This is a genomic window from Catenulispora rubra (assembly GCF_015356825.1).
Taxonomy (GTDB): domain Bacteria; phylum Actinomycetota; class Actinomycetes; order Streptomycetales; family Catenulisporaceae; genus Catenulispora; species Catenulispora rubra.
In genome coordinates this window covers 1-386 of the sequence record NZ_JAACYW010000822.1, presented here as the reverse complement: position 1 = coordinate 386, position 386 = coordinate 1, and the positions used below count along the sequence as shown (strand labels likewise).

Genomic DNA, 386 nt, shown 5'->3' with positions numbered 1-386 from the left:
CCGATACTCGGCGGCAGCTCGGTCAGCACGTTGTCGTCCGCGGACAGCGTGACCAGGGACTGCGTGTCGCCGATCCAGTCCGGCAGCTCGGCGAGCCGGTTGCCGTCGACGACCAGGGTGCGCAGGCTCGGCGCGCCGAGCGAGTTCGGCAGGCCGGGGAGCTGGTTCTTCTGCAAGTACAGGTGGACCAGGTTGCCCAGGCTCCCCACCACTTCCGGGAGCGCCGTGAACGCGTTCTCGTCGAGCCACAGGCTGGCCAGCCGTTCCAGCTGCTCGAACTCCGCCGGGAGGGTGGACAGGCCGTTGCCGGTCAGGCTCAGCTCGATCAGCCCGCTGAGCCGGGTCACCTGCACCGGCAACTCTCCGCAGCCGTTGTTGTCCAGCCA

1 protein-coding gene is annotated in these 386 nt (G+C 69.2%); it reads right to left on the bottom strand.

Annotated features, from left to right (window positions below):
- On the bottom strand, nucleotides 1–386 hold a 386-nt coding region (locus GWK61_RS55580), incomplete at both ends, for a leucine-rich repeat domain-containing protein (protein ID WP_369125697.1).